The sequence below is a fragment of the Serpens gallinarum genome, assembly GCF_014836765.1.
Classification (GTDB): domain Bacteria; phylum Pseudomonadota; class Gammaproteobacteria; order Pseudomonadales; family Pseudomonadaceae; genus Serpens; species Serpens gallinarum.
On the sequence record NZ_JACSQG010000001.1, the window covers coordinates 45939 to 61765 of the forward strand.

The following is a 15827-nucleotide window of genomic DNA, read 5'->3' on the forward strand; positions in this document are numbered from 1 at the left end:
ATGGACGCGGCGATTATAGAGGCGTGTGAGCGCTCTGCGCCGCCTTCCACAGCGCGGGCAGGAAAATCTCGGCGACCAATACACCCGCGGTGCCGCGCAGGAAGCACGAGCGCCGGCCCCACAGTTGGGGCTGACGGATGGCCTCCGGTAGCCAGGCCGCTGGGTAATGACAGACTTCGAACGGCGTGCGCGCAAAGGCCTTGTCACTGAATAGCAGGTGGCCCAGCGGGCGCGTACCCAGATGCTGCAGATCCAGCCCCAAGGCCTGCAAGGCGTCCCGGCTGGCAACGCTGCGGGCGAACACCCACGGCTGGCCGTGTCCACACAGATAGACCTCGCGCACCCAGCCGGTACTTCCGCGGGGCAGGGCCAGGGCCGTGCATTCGTCAGGGCGCAGTGGCTGCCAGCCTTCGCGCAGCGGTTCGACGTTGAAGGCGCCGCAAGCAAGCGCGGTGAGGCGGCGGGTCAAGGATCCCGGTTCGTGCAGCCAGTCATGGCACATCGGTTCGAGCGCAGGGGCAAGGCGGTCGGCGGTCAGCCAGGAGCAGAAATCGGACACGGGTGGCAATCGGCACAGCGGAAGAAGGCCGAAGTCTATCACGCGTACGGCTTGGCACCGGATGCTGCACTCAACCAAGGGAGGGGTCCGCAAGTGTTGGCTGAGGGGCACGCATGGTATAGCGTTGCCGCCAACGCAACGAATTGAGGCGCCTGGATGAACAAGTGGCAATGTGTGGTCTGCGGTCTGATTTATGACGAAGCACTGGGCTGGCCAGAGGAGGGAATTCCTGCTGGCACCCGCTGGGCCGATGTGCCGGAAGACTGGATCTGCCCCGACTGCGGTGTCAGCAAGGCGGATTTTGAAATGCAGAAAGTCGCCTAATCGGCGTGAGAGGATCGACGATGCCCAACAAGCCGGTCGTCATCGTGGGCACAGGGTTGGCCGGCTATAACCTGGCTCGGGAATTTCGCAAGCTCGATAGCCAGACGCCGCTCCTGCTGATCAGTGCCGATGATGGGCGCTCCTATTCCAAACCCATGCTCTCCACCGGCTTCGCCAAGGGCCAGGATGCCGACGCTCTGGTAATGGCCGAGGCGGGTGCCATGGCGGTGCAACTGGATGCGCAGGTGCGCACCCATACCCAAGTGACCGGCCTGGATCCAGCGCAGCGGCGCTTGTGGCTTGATGAGGAAGCCGTGGACTACCGCGATCTGGTGCTGGCTCTGGGCGCGGATTGCATCCGCGTACCGGTGGTGGGGGATGCCAGCGAGGCGATTTATTCGATCAACGACCTGGAGGATTACAGACGTTTTCGCGCCGCTGCGGTCGGCCAGCAGCGCGTGCTGATCCTCGGTGCCGGGCTGATCGGTTGTGAATTTGCCAATGACCTCAGCCTGGGAGGCTATCAGGTCGAGATGGTCGCGCCGTGCGAACAGGTGATGCCGTATCTGTTGCATCCCGCTGCGGCCAGTGCGCTGCAGGCTGGCCTGGAGGGTTTGGGTGTGCGCCTGCGCCTGGGGCCTACGCTGGTCAGTCTGAACCGTACGGTGAATGGCCTGAGCGCGCTGTTGTCTGATGGCACGCACGTCGAGTGCGACCTGGTGCTCTGCGCTGTAGGCTTGCGCCCGCGCACGGCACTGGCACAGACAGCCGGGCTGACGGTCAAGCGCGGCATTGTGGTCGATCGCCAGCTGCGCACCTCTCAGCCGAACATCTATGCCTTGGGCGATTGTGCCGAAGTGGACGGTCTCAACCTGATGTACGTGATGCCGTTGATGGCCGGTGCTCGTGCCCTGGGCAAGACGTTGGCAGGACAGCCGGGCGAGGTGCGCTACGGGCCGATGCCGATCATGGTCAAGACGCCGGTGTGTCCGCTGGTGCTGTCACCGGTTCCGGCAGGCCGGCACGGCGAATGGCAAGTCGAAGGCGCAGGTGCGGATATCCGGGCGTTATGCCGTGATGCGCAAGGCGAGTTGCTCGGCTATGCCTTGACCGGTGCCGAGGTGCAGGGTCGGCTGGCCCTGAATCGCCAGCTCCCCGACCTGTTGGGCTGAGCACGGTAGGCCTAAGACGACTGGTCATTGGCTCACGAAAGCGGATAGGGGAACTGGCATGACCCAGAGTGTCATGCCATTCTCCAAGGACTGCCGCAGCGTAGAGCCGCTGCGGCGCCTTGGGCGCTGTTCCTGCGAGCAGCACGGAAAAAACAACAACAACACCGTCTAAGAGGCAATTTGTATGCGCAAACCAGAACTCGCCGCAGCCATTGCGGAAAAGGCTGACTTGACTCGGGAGCAAGCCAACCGCGTCCTCAATGCCGTGCTCGACGAAATCACCGGTGCGCTGAACCGCAAGGACAGTGTCACCCTGGTCGGCTTCGGTACCTTCGTGCAACGCCACCGTGGCGCGCGCACCGGCAAGAATCCTCAAACGGGCGAGCCCGTAAAGATCAAGGCCAGTAATACTGTGGCGTTCAAACCCGGCAAGTCCCTCAAGGACGCCGTGAACTGACAGGCCGGCAGCGTCTGCACTGGGCGCGCCGGCTAGTGCAGACGATTGCTTGAATTTGTCCGAAAGACCGGCTGTGATACGGCGGGCCTGCCGCTACAATCGCGCGCCTTATCTTTTGTCATTGAGACTGTTTCGATGAAATTCCGCTTTCTTCTCTGGATGTTGGGTCGCCTGATGAGCAAGGCCAGCCGCACTAATCCTGATTTCCAGAAGCAATTGGCCGACAAGGAGCTGGTTTTCCAGTTGCACACCCTGGACGGGAAGGTCGCCCGCCACTTCATCGTCAAGGATCAACGCGTGGTCAGCAAGCGCGGTCCGGCCCAGCAATCGGCCTTTGCCCTTGGCTTCAAGGACGCCACCTACGGATATGCCACCATGACCGCCAAGAACAAGCAGCTGGCGTTTATGCAGGGCATCCAGAACAAAGACATCCAGATTCAAGGCAACCCGGCGCTGGTGATGTGGTTCCAGGGGCTGACCAAGTACCTGATGCCGAAGAAAAAAAGCGCGGCCCCAAAAGCAGCCTGAACACGCCGAAATGAAAAACGCCACGCGATCTCTGGGCCGCGTGGCGTTTTTGCGTCGACACCGAATCCGGTAGGGGTAGTCAGCGCGCCTGGGAGATGTTGTTGGCCAGCTCTCGCAGCGCCGCTTCGGCTTTCAATACCTTGTCCAGGGCGTGTTCAACCTGGCTTTTCTCCAGCCCCAGGCGCTGCAAGAGGCCATCGGGAATCGGCTGTGGCGGACTTGAGCCGATTCCGCGTCCACGCAGCAGGTTGATCGCCAGATATACCAGGTTTGGGTAGGCGCAATGCGGGCCGGCATAGTCCGGGTCATGCTGGAAGCGTAGCGCCGTCACGATTTCATCAGGCATGGCCCAGTCGCGCATCATCCAGCTGCCGATCTGCTCGCGGGTAATACCCAGCAGGTGTTGTTCGATATGGCCATGGGCCAAGTGCGGGTTGGCTTCCTGATGCTGGCAAATCATCGCGAAGTGCGGTGGGAAAATATGCGCCAGCAGCAGATAACCGAAGTTGTGCAGCAGGCCGCTGAGATAGGCCAGTCCGGTTTCGGGGCGTTGTGGGAGGGGCATCAGGCGGGTCAGACCTTCGATCAGCGCCGCGGTGTAAATGGCTTGCTGCCAATAAGGCGTGCGCTGTTGCTTCGGGTCGCTGAGCTGATTCAGATGACGGCCAAGCGCCAAGGACAGTGCCAGGTTGATCACCAGATCGAAACCGAGCACACGGATGATTGCGTCCTCTACCGAGCGAACCTTCTGCCCCGGCCCGGCATACAGAGGCGAGGCGGCCCAGCGGATAACCTGGGCGGCCAGAGCCGGATCCGTTTCCACCACGCTGGTGATGTCGTCGATGTTCGCTTCTGGGTCGGCCCGCAATTTGATGATGCGCTGAGCAGTCTGCGCCAACGGCGGAATTTCCATGGTCTCGCCCAGACGCTGCTGGATGCGTCGAGCGGTGAAATTCTGCACGGCCTGGTCGATTTCCGTACCGTCGTCGGTCGGGCGGGTCAGGTTGAGGCGGATATTGCTCAACGGCTGGCCAAACAGGCCTGGCTTGGCCTTGCCGAGTAATAGCTGGAAATGCTCGCGGGAAATATCGAGCAATAGATTGGGGACACCGGCTTCGATGAGCAGTACCGGTTGTTCGAGCAGCCGTTCATCGTACAGGCAAGGCGAACTGGTGATCGCCGGCAGCGCCGGCAGGCTGCTCAGGCCGTGTCGGGTGAGCATGCGGCTCAAGCGATCCGGCTTGATGATGCTCAACGGGCGGCCGCTGACCTCGTTCAGGCGTTTCAGATCGAGCAATTGGTTACGCGGGTAAAGAACCAGGACGGCACCGGCGCTATCTTCGAGCAGAACCGCCTGGACACGTTGGGCTGCCGGTTGACCGGGCTCCTCAATGCGCGTGCGCACGGGAACGGCCAGTTTTCGCAACAGCTGCTGAATGATAAGGGGAGGAGTCAACACGTGCTCTTGAGGCGAAAAACATTCACTCATGAAACGGGTCCGCGGTAGTGCCAGGGTTTCAACTATATCGGCCGCAAGGCGCGATTCAGTAGGGTTCAGGATGCTTAAACCTGGCCATAATGCTGTCCATGGCGCAGCCATCGCTCCAATAGTGGACTGACATGCTGAGGCCAATGGGCCAGCAGCGCTTGGGCCGCATCGCGTACGGCGGGAAGGAGGTCGGCGTCGCGCAATAAATCGGCGACCTTGAACTGCAAGAGGCCGGTTTGCCGGGTGCCCAGCATTTCGCCCGGGCCGCGCAGTTCCAGGTCCTTTTCGGCGATGACGAAGCCGTCGCTGGTTTCGCGCATGATGGCCAGCCGTTCGCGACCCAGCTGCGATAACGGCGCGTGGTAGAGCAGGACGCAGTGGCTGGCTGCGCTGCCACGGCCGACTCGGCCGCGCAGTTGATGCAGCTGTGCAAGACCCAGGCGCTCGGGATTCTCGATGATCATCAGGCTGGCATTGGGTACGTCGACGCCGACTTCAATCACTGTCGTGGCAACCAGTAACTCCAGTTCGCCACGTTTGAACGCGTCCATTACTGCCGCTTTTTCGGCCGGCTTCATGCGTCCGTGTACCAATCCGACACGCAGCTCGCCCAAGGCCGAGGTGAGCTCCTCAAAACTGGTCTCGGCCGCCTGGCAGGTGAGTTCCTCGGATTCCTCGATCAGTGTGCACACCCAATAGGCCTGACGGCCTTCCTGGCAGGCGGCGCGTACTCGTTCGATGACTTCGATGCGGCGGCTGTCGGCGATCACCAGAGTATTCACCGGCGTGCGCCCCGGTGGCAGCTCGTCGAGAATCGAGGTGTCCAGGTCGGCGTAGGCGCTCATGGCCAGCGTGCGCGGGATCGGCGTGGCGGTCATGATCAGCTGGTGCGGGCAGAGCCGGCCATCGACACCCTTCTGGCGCAGCGCCAGACGCTGTTGCACGCCGAAGCGGTGTTGTTCGTCAATGATCGCCAGGGCCAGACGCTGGAAACGCACCTCTTCCTGAAATAGCGCGTGGGTGCCGACGATCATGGGTGCACCGCTGGCGATACGCTCCAAGGCACTGGCGCGTACCTTGCCTTTAAGCTTCCCGGCTAGCCAGGCGACCTCAATGCCGAGCGGCTCCAGCCAGCGGCTGAAGTTGATGAAGTGCTGTTCGGCGAGAATCTCGGTGGGCGCCATCAGCGCCACCTGATAGCCCGCTTCCAGCGCTTGCAGGGCGGCCAGCGCGGCGACCACGGTCTTGCCGGCGCCGACATCACCCTGCACCAGGCGCAGCATGGGCTCATGCTGGCTGAGGTCATAGGCGATCTCGGCACCAACGCGTTGCTGCGCGCCAGTGGGCGCGAAGCCAAGGTTCTGTAAAAACAGCTGCGGCAAGCGCTGAGCGATTGGCAAGGCGGGTGCGGCCTGAGCGCGCACTTGCTCGCGCAGGCGCTGCAGGGACAACTGGTGAGTGAGCAATTCTTCGAAGGCCAGGCGGCGCTGAGCCCAGTGCTGGCCCTCGGCGAGTTCGTCCAGGTCGGCATCCGGTGGCGGGCGATGCAAATAGCGGATCGCCTGGTCCAGCGCGCCGAGGCGGTAATCGCGGGCCAGCTCGAGGGGCAGCCAGTCTGGCAAGCTGTGGGGCCCCAGGCGCGCCAGGGCCTGTTCGCTAAGCGTACGCAGGCGTTGCTGGGTCAGGCCTTCAGTACTGGGATAAATGGGCGTCAGGGTCTGTTCGACCGGCGCGGGCTCAGCCCCGCTCAGAGCGCGGTACTCGGGGTGATAAATTTCCAGGCCGGTGGCGCCGGGACGCACTTCGCCGTAACAGCGCAACGCAGTGCCACGCTTCATGCCGTCTTTTTGCGCTTGGCTGAAATGAAAAAAACGCAGGGACAAGCCACCGCTGCCATCATGCAGGCGCACCAACAGGCTGCGTCGTCGACCCATGACCACGTCGACACCCGCGACTACGCCTTCGATCACGGCATCCTGACCAGGACGCAAGGCCGCGATGGGCGTGATGCGGGTGCGGTCCTGGTAGCGCAGTGGCAGATGGAAGAGCACGTCCTGGAGCGTTTCCAGGCCAACCTTGGCGAGCTTCTCCGCCAGTGCGGCGCCCACCCCTTTCAAGGTGGTTACCGGCACTTGGGACAGTTCGCTCATGCCGGCTCGGTGACGGCCGGACTGGGCGAACGGCTGACGGAACAGAGACGAATCGAGTCCATCACCACTTCAATGGCCTTGGGCCGCGGAAAGCTGGCCCGCCAGGCGATGGCGACCGTGCGGTAGGGGACCGGGGGCGTCATGGGGCGGATATCGATCACGCCCTCTGCATAGTGATGACTGTTGACGGCCGACAATGGCAGGACGGAGACACCCAACCCCGAGGCGACCATATGGCGGATGGTTTCCAGCGAGCTGGATTCGACCGTGGTGTGACTGGCGGCTTCGCCCCGACGTGTGGTCGGGCAGGCCTCGAGCACCTGGTCCCGGAAGCAGTGACCTTCACCGAGTAACAGCAGGCTTTTGTCGTTGAGCATGGAGGCGTCGATGGTGTCTTTCGCAGACCAGGGGTGGCCACTGGGCATCAGCACATAGAACGGCTCGTCGTACAGCGAGCGGGTCAGGACATCTGCTTCCTGGAACGGCAGGGCAATGATGATCGCGTCCAGTTCGCCGGTACGCAGCTTGTCGCGCAGGACGTGGGTGAAATTTTCCTCGATGTACAGCGGCATGTCCGGTGCCACGCGATGCAGCTGAGGGATCAGGTGCGGGAACAGATACGGGCCGACGGTGTAGATGGCGCCCAGCTTGAGCGGTGCGGCCAGCTGGTTCTTGCCGGCCTGGGCCAGCTCGCGAATGCCCTGGGCCTGTTCGAGTACTTTCTGCGCCTGGGCCACGATACCTTCGCCGACGGGCGTGACGCGCACCGCGCTTTTGCTGCGTTCAAAGATCAAGACGCCCAGTTCGTCTTCAAGCTTCTTGACGCCGACAGAGAGCGTCGGCTGGCTGACGTGGCAGCGCTCTGCGGCGCGGCCAAAATGCTGTTCTTGAGCGAGGGTAACGATATAGCGCAGTTCAGTAAGGGTCATAGCGAATATCCATTGCAATGACCCTAAGCATAGCCGCTGTCTTGGTTGGAACCAACCGCCGGCGGGCCCTCGAAACGCAGCTGCAGACGTGTAGCGGTCAACGTCATGGCCCGGTGGACTCGGACGCATGGCAAGCTTAAAGGTGAAAACGCTCGAATTGCGGCTACTCAGCCACGCTCCAGCGAGTACACGAACGGCGCGACCACTTCCAGGCTGCCATTTTTCAACAGTTCTGGCGGGGGCGCAGGCAGGGGCTGGGCGCGGCGGATCATGTGCAGGGTGGCGCGATCCAGCGAGGGGCTACCGGAGCGGCCGACCAGTTGGTGGTCGATGACCTTGCCACGAGCGTCGATCACGAAGCGCACCTTGACCACACCTTCTTGTCCGCGACGCCGGGCGTCGTTGGGGTAACGCTTGTAGCGGTTCAGGTGACCGAGTAGGCGGCTCTCCCAGCTTGGTTGTCCCTGTGTGGCCTGGGTGTTGGCTGACAGCTGCGACGATGATTCGGGTGCACGGGCCTGTTGGCTCGGCTTGGCCGGCGGCGTTTCCACCGGCGGTGTCGAGCTGGGTTCGGGTTCGGGCTCGCGTGGCAACGGCTTGGGCTCGGGCGGCTTGGGCTTGGGCGGTTTCGGCTTGGGCTTGGGCGGTGGTGGCAGGGCGATTTCCGGCTCGGGCGCCTCGGCCAGTTTGGGCAATTCAGGCTCAGGCTCAGGTTCCGGCTCGGGTTCTTGCGGGCGCGGCGGTGGTGTCGGGCTGGGCGCTTCGGGAATCGGCGCCAGCTCCAGCATCATCGCTGGGGGCGGCAAATCGGCCAAGGGCGCAGCCTGGGGCTGCCAGTACAGCGACCAAAGGGCCAGGCCAACATGGATGCCGAGTACCAGCAGCAGGCTGAGGCCCCAGCGGGTCAATTTGCGCGCGCTGCTGCTCATTGCTGGCCGACCGTCTCCAGGCCGACCAAGCCGATCTTCAGGTAGCCGGCGGCGCGCAGGCCATCCATGACTTCCATGAGGTTGCCGTAATCCAGCGCGTTGTCGCCGCGTAGAAAAATGGTGGTGTCCTTTTTCCCCTGGGTGGCGCCATCCAGCGCCGTACCCAGTTGCTCCAGGCTGATCTCGTCATTGCCCAGGAACAGGCTGTGGTCTTCCTTGATGCTCAGGTAGACCGGTTTGTCCGGGCGCGGCGTGGGTTTGGCTGCGGCGGCCGGCAGGTCGAGCTTGACGTCCACGGTCGCCAGGGGGGCGGCGACCATGAAGATGATCAGCAGCACCAGCATCACGTCGATGAAGGGCGTTACGTTGATTTCACTGGCTTCGGCGAGATCGTCGTTTCCTTCCTTCAGGTGCATGCCCATGGGTTAGCCCACCTTGACCACGTGAGGCTGCGGGCTGCGCTCGCCGAAGGATTGATGGTCCTGGTCGCGGCTGACCAGCAGCAAGACCTGCGCTGCGGCGTCGCCGACCTGGGCCTTGTAGGCTGCAATCGCGCGGGCGAAGACGTTGTAGATGATCACTGCCGGAATGGCCGCGACCAGGCCCAGGGCGGTGGCCAGCAGCGCTTCGGCGATACCGGGAGCCACCACGGCGAGGTTGGTGGTCTGGGTCTTGGCGATACCGATGAAGCTGTTCATGATCCCCCACACGGTGCCGAACAGGCCGATGAACGGCGAGGTCGATCCGATGGTGGCGAGCACGCCGGTACCCTGGCTCATTTCCCGGCCGCTGGCAGCCACTAGGCGGTCCAGGCGGAAACCGACGCGCTCCTTGATACCTTCCCTGTCGGCGTGCTTGCCGGACAGGTTCAGCTCGTCCTGGGCATCCTCGATCAGCACGCGAGTGAAGCTGTGTGCTTCACGGGGTTGCTCGGCGGCCTGCTTGAGGCTGCGAGCTTTCTTCATCTCCAGCGCTTCGCGGCGCAGCAGGCGTTTGGCGCGCATCAGCTCAAGGCCTTTGGCGATGCCGATGGTCCAGGTGAGGATCGAAGCCAGGATCAAGCCAATCATGACGGCTTTGACGACGATGTCGGCGCCTTGATACATGCCCCAGGGCGACAGGTCATGGGCCAGGCCGTGGGAAACGTCCGCTGGCGGTTGGGGTACTGGAGCCAGGGCCTCTGGCGCGCCTTCTTGTGCCTCAGCCGTGCTGTCGGCTGGCAGCGCGGCCGAGTCGGCGGCTTCTGAAATCGGCGCAGTGGCTGAAAGCGCTGCGCTGTCGTGTGCGTTCGGGGCGGGCACGGCTGCGTCGGCGAACACCTGGGTGGGCAGGATCAGCAGGCTGAAGACAGCAGCCAGCAAAACGCTCGAATGGCGTGGGGAATGAACCCGGGGGTGGGCGCGAAAGAGCAACGATTTCATGCGGGCCGGACCTACGCGTGAGAGCAAGACAGTTCAGCGCGAGACGCTGAAGCGGAATGGCCGGCATTATTGCAATTAATTCTCGTTCGTCAAAGGGCTAAATCGATTAGCGGCTGCCTGGAGTGGCCTGCTATTACTCGCAATGGCCTAATGCAGCGAGCACTTTTAATGGAGAAGATCATGCCTAATGCCCCTGCTTTACTGATTGCCGGCTGCGGCGACATTGGTTCCCGGGTCGGCCTGCGCCTGGCCACGCAGGGCTGGCGCGTACAGGGTTTGCGGCGTCATGTCGCAGGCTTGCCGTCGGCTATCCAGCCCCTTTATGCCGATCTGGCCTCGCCACACTGCCCAGAGGACTGGCCGAAGACAGCGCCGGATTATGTGTTGTACGCCGTGGCTGCCCAGCAACGGGATGAGGCGGGCTATCGCGCCGCCTATGTCGAGGGGCTGCGTAATCTGTTGGGTTGGCTGGATGCGCGTGGTCAGCGACCGCGTCGTCTGCTGTTTGTCTCCAGCACCGCCGTTTACGCCCAGCAGGCGGGTGAGTGGGTGGATGAACACTCGCCGTGCGAGCCGAGCGGCTTCAACGGGCAGGTCATGCTCGAGGCCGAGCGTCTGGCGCTCGGCAGCGGCGTGCCGGCCAGCGTTGTGCGTCTGGCAGGGCTGTATGGCCCGCACAGTCGCATGCTGCTTGATCAGGTGCGTGCCGGGCTGCAGGTACAGAGTGAGCCGCCCCTGTTTGCCAATCGCATCCATCGCGACGATGCCGCCGGCTTGCTGGCGTATCTGCTGCAGGCCGATGCGCAAGGCAGGGTGCTGGACGACTGCTATCTGGGCGTGGACGACGAACCGGCGGCCTTGCATGAAGTGGTGGCCTGGCTGCGTGAGCAGCTGGGTGTAGGAAATTGGGCTGAGCAGGCCCTGGGGCGTCGGGCCGGCAGCAAGCGGTGCAGCAATGCCCGGGCTCGCGCGCTGGGCTGGCGGCCTGAGTATCCCAGCTACCGGGAAGGCTATGCCGCGTTACTGACGCAAGGCCAATGATTGCAGAAGGAAGGCTGTGATGCGTAAAGGCCCGCTCCAACGATTGACCGTTGGAGCGGGCCTTTACCATGGGCTGCGCTGAATATCAGCCCGAGACGCCGTAATCACCCGCAGGCGGAAGCCTGCTGGCAAAGGGCGTGCTTATTCGACGACCAGGATGGCGTCCATTTCAACCAGCGAACCCTTGGGCAGGCTGTTAATGCCGATGGCGGCGCGGGCCGGATAGGGCTGCTGGAAGTAACGGCCCATGATCTCGTTGAGCTGGCCGAAGTTGGCCAGGTCGGTCAGGTAGATGTTCAGCTTGACCACGTCGGCCAGGGAACCGCCGGCGGCTTCGGCAACCGACTTGAGGTTTTCGAAGACCTGCACGGTCTGTGCTTCAAAGCCCTCGACCAGTTCCATGGTCTGCGGGTCTAGCGGAATCTGCCCGGACATGTAGACGGTGTTGCCCGCCTTGATGGCTTGGGAATAAGTGCCGATGGCGGCGGGAGCCTTGTCGGAGGTGATGACGGTCTTGCTCATGGAAAACTCCTTGATGAAGGCAGCTTCAAGCGGCGAGCTTCAAGCTGCAAGTAAGGCGGGTATCGCTGCAGACTGTACGTGGCATGGCTCAACAGCGGCTGCTACGGGTAGCTTGCAGCCCGAAGCTTGCCGCTGCTTTCAGGCCCTGACCCGCGTAATGCGCGTCACGCCCATCAGAATGCGCAGTTTCTTGATGACCCGCGCCAGGTGTACACGGTCACGCACGCTGACCACCATCTGCACCACACTGAGGCGGCCGTCGCGTTCGTCCATGCTGATTTTTTCGATGTTGCCATCAGCGGCGTTGACGCTGCCGGCAAGCAGGGCGATGAGTCCGCGCTGGTGTTCCAGTTCAACGCGCAGTTCGACATTGAATTCGCCGCTAACGTCCTTGGCCCAGGTCAGCGGGATGCATTTTTCCGGGTTGGTGCGAATCTCGGCGATGTTTTTGCACCCATCGAGGTGCACCACCATGCCCTTGCCGGCCGACAGGTGCCCCACAATCGGATCGCCGGGAATCGGCGTGCAGCACTTGGCGAAGCTGAGCACCAGGCCTTCGGTGCCGCGAATAGCCAGCGGACCTTCGGCGGCGCTGGGCAGCTGCTCGTTGCTGTCGCCGGTGAGTAGGCGACGCGCCACGACGTAGGCCATGCGATTGCCCAAACCGATCTCTTCGAGCAAATCCTCGACGACTTCAAGCTGATACGCGTCGAGCAGGACCTGGAAGCGTTCCGGGGCAATATGCTCCAGATCGCTGTCAAAGCCGGCCAGCGCCTTGTTGAGCAGACGTTCGCCGAGGCTGATCGACTCGGAGCGACGCTGCTGCTTGAGGGCGTGGCGGATATGGGTACGCGCCTTGCCGCTGACCACGAAGTTCAGCCAGGCGGGATTCGGCCGGGTGCCGGGTGCGGTGACGATTTCCACGGTTTCGCCGCTTTCCAGCGGTTGCGACAGCGGTGCCAGGCGGCGGTTGATGCGACAGGCGATGCAGCTGTTGCCGACATCGGTGTGCACCGCATAGGCAAAGTCGACCGCGGTGGAGCCTTTGGGCAGCTCCATGATGCGGCCCTTGGGCGTGAAGACGTAGACCTCGTCGGGAAACAGGTCGATCTTCACGCTCTCGATGAACTCCAGCGAGTTGCCGGCGCGCTGCTGCAGTTCGAGCACACCCTTGAGCCAGCGTCTGGCACGGGCATGGTTGCCCTTGGGCTGCTCATCATCACTGGATTTGTACAGCCAGTGCGCAGCAATGCCGTTGTTGGCCAGCTCTTCCATTTCGCGGGTGCGAATCTGGATTTCGATGGGCACGCCATGCATGCCGAACAGTGTGGTGTGCAGCGATTGGTAGCCGTTGGCCTTGGGAATCGCGATGTAGTCTTTGAAACGCCCGGGTAACGGTTTGTACAGACTGTGCACGGCGCCCAGCACGCGGTAGCAGGTATCGACCTTGTCGACCACGATGCGGAACGCATAGACGTCCATGATTTCGTGGAACGCCTTGCGCTTGCCGCGCATCTTCTTGTAGATGCTGAACAGGTGCTTCTCGCGGCCACTGACCTCGCCGCCCAGGCCTTCACGCTCCAGACAATGGGTCAGCGATGCTTCGATCTTGTTGACGATTTCCTTGCGATTGCCCCGCGCGCCGCGCACTGCCGCACGGATGCGTTCGCAGCGCATCGGGTACATGGCGCGAAAGCCGAGGTCTTCGAACTCGACGCGAATGTTGTGCATGCCCAGGCGATTGGCGATGGGCGCGTAGATTTCCAGGGTTTCCTTGGCAATGCGCCGGCTCTTCTCGTGCGGCATGGCATCGAGGGTGCGCATGTTGTGCAGGCGGTCGGCGAGCTTGACCAGGATCACGCGAATGTCGCGGGCCATGGCCATGGCCATTTTCTGGAAGTTTTCCGCTTGCGCCTCGGCCTTGGTCTCGAAGTTCATCTGGGTCAGTTTGCTGACCCCGTCGACCAGTTCGGCGACGGTTTCGCCAAATTGCACGGTGAGCGCTTCCTTGGCGATGCCGGTGTCCTCGATCACGTCGTGCAGCATGGCGGCCATCAGGCTCTGATGGTCCATGTGCATTTCCGCGAGGATATTGGCCACCGCCAGAGGATGGGTGACGTAGGCTTCGCCACTGCGCCGGCGCTGCCCGTCATGGGCCTGCTCGGCGTAGAAATAGGCGCGGCGGACCAGGTTGACCTGGTCCGGGCCCAGATAGGTCGACAACCTGTCGGCGAGGATTTCAATACCGGGCATGAGATTACCTCCTGCTGCCGGTGAGGATCCCGGTTACCGAGAGACGTCGACCAGGCATGATTTTACAGAGCCTCGTTGTTCGCCTCGTCCTCGAAGGCAGCGAACAGCGGCTCGTCTTCAACGATTTCTTCCTGGGCGATTACGTCGTAATCGATCAGGCCACTGGCGATTTCACGCAGGGCGACAACGGTGGGCTTGTCATTTTCCCAGGCGACCTTCGGCTCCTTGCCGCCGGTGGCCAACTGACGGGAACGCTTGGTGGCGAGCATGACCAGCTCGAAGCGGTTATCAACGTTGTCCAGGCAGTCTTCAACGGTAACGCGGGCCATGGTGTTCCTCTGCGAATAGCGAATGGGGCGGCTGCCCAAGGGGGCGAGCGGACTGGCAAGTCTAGAAAATCACCAGCATTAAGGGAAGCTTTAAAAGCAACGGCTCACGATAAGCGACACGCTGCAGGCCCGCTAAACGCGGGCGCTCATGGATTCGGCGAGCGAGTCAGAGCGGCGGTAAACGCCATCCACCCTCCGCGATTATTAGTACAGCCTTTACGCCAGCAGTTCGCTCAGCAACTGCTGGTGGCGTTGTTGCTGGGCATCCTGGCGCAACTGGTTGGCGCGGAAGATCGCCTTGAGATCGTCCAGAGCATGGGCGAAGTCGTCGTTGATCACCAGGTAGTCATACTCGACGTAATGACTCATTTCACTGACCGCCTCGCGCATGCGGTCGTCGATGACCTCGTCGCTGTCCTGGCCGCGGTTGGTCAGGCGCTGGCGCAGGGCCTGCTGGGTCGGTGGCAGGATGAAGATCGAGCGCGCCTGGGGCATCAGCCGGCGCACCTGTTGTGCGCCTTGCCAATCAATCTCCAGGATCAGGTCGTAGCCCTCTGCGAGGGTCTGCTCCAGACAGCGCTGCGAGGTGCCGTACAGGTTGCCGAAGACCTCGGCGTGTTCGAGGAATTCGCCGCCTTCCAGCATCGCCTGGAACTGTTCGCGGACCACGAAGTGGTAGTTGACGCCGTCTACCTCACCGGGGCGAATGTTGCGGGTGGTGTGTGACACCGATACGCGCACCTGCGGCATGCTATCGATTAGCGCCTTGACCAGGCTGGTTTTGCCGGCCCCAGAGGGGGCAGAGACAATGTACAGGGTGCCGTTAGCGGGGTTCATGGAAATCTTGCTCACTCGATGTTCTGCACTTGTTCGCGCATTTGTTCAATCAGCACCTTGAGATTGACCGCCGCCTGGGTACTGCGCGGGTCAAAGGCCTTGGAGCCGAGGGTATTGGCTTCGCGGTTGAGTTCCTGCATGAGGAAATCCAGTCGCCGACCGGCGGCGCCGCCGGCCTTGAGCACGCGGCGTACTTCACCAACATGAGTGCTCAGGCGATCGAGCTCCTCAGCGACATCACTTTTCTGGGCCAGCAGCACCAATTCCTGTTCCAGGCGCTGCGGGTCGACTTCGCCCTGCAGCTCGGCGAAGCGGTCGAGAATTTTCTGGCGCTGCAGGGCGAGCATAAGCGGCACTTGCTGGCGCAGCGTGGCGACCTCTTCGAGAATACTGTCCAGGCGCTCGTTGAGCAGTTTGCTCAGCTCCGTCCCTTCACGCTCGCGACCTTGGCGTAGCTCGTCCAGTGCCTCGCGAAATAGCTGGGTGGCAGCGGCGTTGAGGGCTTGGGGGTCGGCGGCATCGGCGACCAGCACGCCTGGCCACGCCAGCACTTCCAGCGGATTGAGCGGCGCTGGTTGCTTAATCAGAGCGGCCACGCTTTCCGCGGCATCGATCAACTGGGCGGCGCGCTCGCGATCAATCTGCAGCGGCTTGCCGGTGGTGTCCTCCACCAGGCGCAGTGTGCATTCCACCTTGCCGCGCGACAGGCCTTGGCGCAGCGCATCACGGACGGCGCCTTCGAGGTCGCGAAAGGATTCCGGCAGGCGCAGGTGCGGCTCTAGATAGCGGTGATTGACCGAACGCAGTTCCCAGATCAAGGTGCCGTGGGGGCCGGTGCGCTCGCTACGGGCGAAGGCGGTCATGCTGTGCACCATGGGATAAACCTC

Annotated in this window: 17 protein-coding genes; 5 read left to right on the plus strand and 12 right to left on the minus strand. The window is 62.6% G+C overall.

The window, feature by feature from the left end:
• Nucleotides 1–13 precede the first annotated feature (13 nt).
• The gene (locus H9642_RS00200; protein ID WP_251834402.1) at nt 14–559 is read right to left on the minus strand and encodes a chorismate--pyruvate lyase family protein; all 546 of its coding nucleotides are present in this window, start codon (nt 557–559) and stop codon (nt 14–16) included.
• A 156-nt stretch (nt 560–715) separates the two neighbouring features.
• Here H9642_RS00200 and H9642_RS00205 point away from each other — a divergent pair, with 156 nt between their 5' ends.
• The 4 genes from H9642_RS00205 (at nt 716) to H9642_RS00220 (ending at nt 3040) form a co-directional block, all read left to right on the plus strand.
• Nucleotides 716–883, plus strand: a complete 168-nt coding sequence (locus H9642_RS00205) for a rubredoxin (protein ID WP_251834403.1) — start codon at nt 716–718, stop codon at nt 881–883.
• A 20-nt stretch (nt 884–903) separates the two neighbouring features.
• Nucleotides 904–2055: an FAD-dependent oxidoreductase gene (locus H9642_RS00210; RefSeq protein WP_251834404.1), complete on the plus strand. Its 1152-nt coding sequence runs from the start codon at nt 904–906 to the stop codon at nt 2053–2055.
• Between the two features lie 184 nt (nt 2056–2239).
• On the plus strand, nt 2240–2512 hold the full coding sequence (locus tag H9642_RS00215) for an HU family DNA-binding protein (protein ID WP_251834405.1): 273 nt from the start codon (nt 2240–2242) through the stop codon (nt 2510–2512).
• A 135-nt stretch (nt 2513–2647) separates the two neighbouring features.
• Nucleotides 2648–3040 (plus strand): helicase, encoded by a 393-nt coding sequence (locus H9642_RS00220; RefSeq protein WP_251835328.1) that lies wholly within the window; start codon nt 2648–2650, stop codon nt 3038–3040.
• Nucleotides 3041–3119: 79 nt separating this feature from the next.
• On the opposite strand, the gene H9642_RS00225 is transcribed toward H9642_RS00220, so the two are convergent.
• The 6 genes from H9642_RS00225 to exbB form a co-directional block, all read right to left on the minus strand.
• On the minus strand, nt 3120–4496 hold the full coding sequence (locus H9642_RS00225) for an HDOD domain-containing protein (protein WP_251834406.1): 1377 nt from the start codon (nt 4494–4496) through the stop codon (nt 3120–3122).
• 107 nt (nt 4497–4603) lie between these two features.
• Nucleotides 4604–6679: an ATP-dependent DNA helicase RecG gene (gene recG / locus H9642_RS00230; RefSeq protein WP_251834407.1), complete on the minus strand. Its 2076-nt coding sequence runs from the start codon at nt 6677–6679 to the stop codon at nt 4604–4606.
• A complete protein-coding gene (locus H9642_RS00235) occupies nt 6676–7608 on the minus strand; it encodes a hydrogen peroxide-inducible genes activator (RefSeq protein WP_251834408.1) in 933 nt (310 codons plus the stop codon). Before H9642_RS00235 ends, recG begins: the two co-directional genes overlap by 4 nt.
• Before the next feature lie 167 nt (nt 7609–7775).
• Complete coding sequence (locus H9642_RS00240) at nt 7776–8537, minus strand: energy transducer TonB (RefSeq protein WP_251834409.1); 762 nt, start codon at nt 8535–8537, stop codon at nt 7776–7778.
• Nucleotides 8534–8959 (minus strand): TonB system transport protein ExbD, encoded by a 426-nt coding sequence (gene exbD, locus H9642_RS00245; protein WP_251834410.1) that lies wholly within the window; start codon nt 8957–8959, stop codon nt 8534–8536. The genes H9642_RS00240 and exbD overlap by 4 nt, the downstream gene beginning before the upstream one ends.
• A 3-nt stretch (nt 8960–8962) precedes the next feature.
• Nucleotides 8963–9958 (minus strand): tonB-system energizer ExbB, encoded by a 996-nt coding sequence (gene exbB / locus H9642_RS00250; protein WP_251834411.1) that lies wholly within the window; start codon nt 9956–9958, stop codon nt 8963–8965.
• Between the two features lie 180 nt (nt 9959–10138).
• Here exbB and H9642_RS00255 point away from each other — a divergent pair, with 180 nt between their 5' ends.
• Nucleotides 10139–10999: an NAD-dependent epimerase/dehydratase family protein gene (locus tag H9642_RS00255; protein WP_251834412.1), complete on the plus strand. Its 861-nt coding sequence runs from the start codon at nt 10139–10141 to the stop codon at nt 10997–10999.
• Nucleotides 11000–11140: 141 nt separating this feature from the next.
• Here H9642_RS00255 and H9642_RS00260 read toward each other — a convergent pair whose 3' ends face one another.
• The 5 genes from H9642_RS00260 to H9642_RS00280 form a co-directional block, all read right to left on the minus strand.
• Complete coding sequence (locus H9642_RS00260) at nt 11141–11521, minus strand: RidA family protein (protein ID WP_251834413.1); 381 nt, start codon at nt 11519–11521, stop codon at nt 11141–11143.
• A 138-nt stretch (nt 11522–11659) separates the two neighbouring features.
• A complete protein-coding gene (gene spoT / locus H9642_RS00265; protein WP_251834414.1) occupies nt 11660–13774 on the minus strand; it encodes a bifunctional GTP diphosphokinase/guanosine-3',5'-bis pyrophosphate 3'-pyrophosphohydrolase in 2115 nt (704 codons plus the stop codon).
• A 62-nt stretch (nt 13775–13836) separates the two neighbouring features.
• The gene (gene rpoZ / locus H9642_RS00270; protein WP_251834415.1) at nt 13837–14103 is read right to left on the minus strand and encodes a DNA-directed RNA polymerase subunit omega; all 267 of its coding nucleotides are present in this window, start codon (nt 14101–14103) and stop codon (nt 13837–13839) included.
• Between the two features lie 216 nt (nt 14104–14319).
• On the minus strand, nt 14320–14940 hold the full coding sequence (gmk, locus tag H9642_RS00275) for a guanylate kinase (RefSeq protein ID WP_251834416.1): 621 nt from the start codon (nt 14938–14940) through the stop codon (nt 14320–14322).
• Between the two features lie 11 nt (nt 14941–14951).
• Entirely contained in the window at nt 14952–15815 is an 864-nt protein-coding gene (locus tag H9642_RS00280) for a YicC/YloC family endoribonuclease (protein ID WP_251834417.1), read from the minus strand.
• Nucleotides 15816–15827 lie beyond the last annotated feature (12 nt).